General features: G+C 52.7%; 2 protein-coding genes. Both read right to left on the bottom strand.

Going from position 1 to position 3,250, the window contains the following annotated elements:
• Positions 1–1,511 (bottom strand): aminopeptidase P family N-terminal domain-containing protein (locus tag Q0231_RS10830; protein ID WP_299347681.1); only part of this gene is annotated, 1,511 nt, incomplete at its 3' end.
• Between the two features lie 8 nt (positions 1,512–1,519).
• Positions 1,520–3,250: oligopeptide/dipeptide ABC transporter ATP-binding protein (locus tag Q0231_RS10825; RefSeq protein ID WP_299347680.1), on the bottom strand; the 1,731-nt coding region annotated here is incomplete at its 5' end.

Below are 3,250 nucleotides of genomic sequence, written 5' to 3'. Positions count from 1 at the left end.
ACCAGCTCAATTTCATTGATGGCACGCCCGATCCGTTGGGGCTGTTCGTGAACAGATAGGTTGTGCCCTACCCCATGGCCCGTGCCATGATCATAGTCTTTTCCCAATGACCAAAGCGGCGCACGGGCAATCGCATCTAAATGGTGACCATAGGATTTTGCTGGAAATCTAACCTTGGCCAAGGCAATGAAACCTTTGAGCACCGCTGTGTAGTTTTCACAAAACTCACGCTCTGGTTGCTCAAAAACATAGGTACGGGTTGCGTCGGTTGTGCCGTTAATGAACTGGCCGCCTGAATCGTGCAGGTAGACGTCTGTTGGTGTGATAGGGCGATTAGATTCTTGGTTCACCTTATAGTGGCACATAGCCCCATTTGGTCCTGAGCCCGAAATCACATCAAAACTGAGCTGTTCATACCCCTCGGCTTCGCCACGAAATTCTTCAATTTTTTGCGCTACTTCGAGTTCGGTTATCGGATTTTCGGTTTTTGCCCGAATGGCAATATTTTGATTGAGCCAATGCTCTAGCTTGACCCAAGCAACACCGTCTCGAATGTGGCAGTCGCGCATACCAGCTAGCTCAACAGTATTTTTTTGTGCTTTTGCTAGCGTGGCTGGACTAGGTTGCAATGTGATTTTCTCATCGTCGCCTACCGCAAATTTCACCGCGACTGGTAACATTGCTGGGTCACAAGAAATATTCTGACCTGCGGCTGCGGCTTGTTCGACGGCTGCAAGAAAGCTCTGTGGTGCGCGAATATTGACCCCGTCAAGTTCGAAGTCAGACCGGTCTTGAGGCACTTTTTGTTGATCAACAAACCAATTCACTTCACCCGATTTGTCCAAGGTTAGCAGCGAATTCACAAAGGGATTATAGGCAATGTCGTCGCCGCGAATATTGAGCAGCCAAGCGATATTGTCCGGCTGGTTTTCAACCAAAAGATCTGCGCCAGATTCTTGAAGTAACTTGGCAATGCGTTGACGTTTGGCGTTTGAATGCTCACCGCAAAAAGCCTCTCCGAAGGGCCGCGCGGGCACATCGGAAGGGGCTGGCTGGTCGTCCCACAATTGGTCAATGATGTTGTTTTCAGTGGCGACCAAAAAATTGTGCGATGCTTTCAAACTGGCTTTAAAGTCAGCGTGCCATGTAAATGGAATATGCATGGGATCAAATGCAAAGGTCTTGTTGCGATCGGGGCATTTGGCAAACCAGTCTTTGAGCGGTTCATCATGCAGATGGCGGTATTGAAACAGTTCAGCCGGGCATTGTTCGCGCACTTGTACCGTGTAGCGGCCGTCCACAAACATAATTGCCTGATCCAAAGTGACAAGCGCAACTCCAGCAGACCCCGAAAATCCGGTTGCCCATTGCAACCGTTTATCGCAAGGGGCGATATATTCAGCCATATGCGCGTCAAATCGCGGGATGATAAGTCCATCAAGTCCTTGAGATTTGAGTGCACGACGAATGGCATCAAGCCGCTCTTTTTGGAGCGAAAACTGTTTTAACATATTTGATCCTAGTTATGTGTTGGATCGACAAGGTGGCAGGCCACTTGTCCAGATTCGGGGTGCCCACGTAGCATTGGTTTGGTTTGGCGGCAAATAGGTTCTGCCATGGGGCAGCGGCTGTGGAACGCGCAGCCCGATGGGATGTTGAGCGGGCTGGGTAATTCGCCACTCAGCACAATTTGATTACCCTTTTCGTCCGGGTCAAGTGAGGGAGCGGCGCTCAACAGCGCCTGAGAATAGGGATGCTTTGGCTCGGCAAACAAACCGCTGGCAGATCCGATTTCCACCACAGACCCAAGATAAATCACCGCCACACGATGTGAAACATGGCGCACCAAGCGCAAATCATGCGCAACGAACAGAACCGTTAGACCAAGGTCGTCCTGCAAGCTCAAGAGCAGATTGACCACTTGCGCCTGCACAGATACGTCAAGTGCAGAGGTGGGCTCATCGAGAACCAACAGGGAAGGTTCCAGTGCAACTGCCCGAGCGATGGCCACGCGCTGCTTCTGACCACCCGATAGTTTCACGCCGCCTTCGCCTAAATATGATTCGTACTTTTCCGGCAGTTGCTGAATAAACTCATCAGCATGGGCTGCTTTGGCAGCGGCCAAAATTTCTTCCTCGCTGGCGTCAGGTCGGCCGTAGCGCAGGTTTTCCAACACGTTAGTGCTGAACAGCACCGGCTGCTGAGGCACCAGAGCAAACTGACTGCGCAGGCTTTGTAACTGCCACTCCGGCAATGGAGTGCCTTCCAACAGAATCTGCCCATGTTGCGGGTCGCGAAAGCGCAGCAGCATATCGAACAGGGTGGATTTGCCTGCCCCGGAGGGGCCGACCAAGGCAATGCGCTCGCCAGCGCGCACCTCAAGATTGAGCTCGGTTAAAGCTGCTTTGTCGGGGCGGGAAGGGTAGTGGTAACTGACATTATGAAAGCAGATCTGGGTCTCGTTGTGCGTTACCGGAGGCGTCATGGTGTCGGCGGGTGATTGTATACCAGACTCCGCCGCCATCAGTTCACGAATACGCTCCGCCGCACCCGCCGCGCGCTGCACTTCACCGTAGACTTCGGTCACGGCGGCGAGCGAGCCACCAACCATAATGGCGTAAAAAACAAACGCGGCCAGATCACCGCCGCTCAGGCTGCCGGTAATGACATCGTGGCCTCCGATATACAGCATCCCAGCAACGGAACCCATCACCAGCATCATCACCAGTGCGATCATCAAAGCACGCTGTTTGATGCGCAGCAGGGCGACATCAAATGCAGATTCAGCGGCCTCACCAAATTGTTTATTCACACTGTCTTCGCGGGTAAAAGCCTGCACGACCTTGATATGTTGCAGGCTCTCGCCTGCCCAAGCGCCGACGCTGGCGACTTTGTCCTGGCTTTCGCGCGAGAGTTTTTTCACTTTGCGCCCGAAAAACACCATAGGAAACACCACCAGAGGCACCGCTACTAGCACGATCAGGCTGAGTTTGAGGTTGGTGATAAACATCAGGGTAATGCCGCCCACGAACGTGAGGGCGTTACGCAGAGCAAAGGAAAACGACGAACCAATTACAGTTTGTAGAAGGGTGGTGTCTGTAGTGATCCGGCTCTGGATTTCGCCAGACAGGTTATCTTCAAAGAAGGAGGGAGGCAGTGTGACCAGGTGTCGGTAGAGCGTCTTACGAATGTCAGCGACCACTCGCTCACCAAGCCAGGACACCATATAGAACCGGAAGTAAGCCCCGAC

The sequence above is a fragment of the uncultured Maritalea sp. genome (assembly GCF_937139385.1).
Classification (GTDB): Bacteria; Pseudomonadota; Alphaproteobacteria; order Rhizobiales; family Devosiaceae; genus Maritalea; species Maritalea porphyrae_A.
The sequence above is the reverse complement of the archived record's forward strand: the minus strand, read 5'-3'. Positions and strand labels throughout refer to the sequence as shown.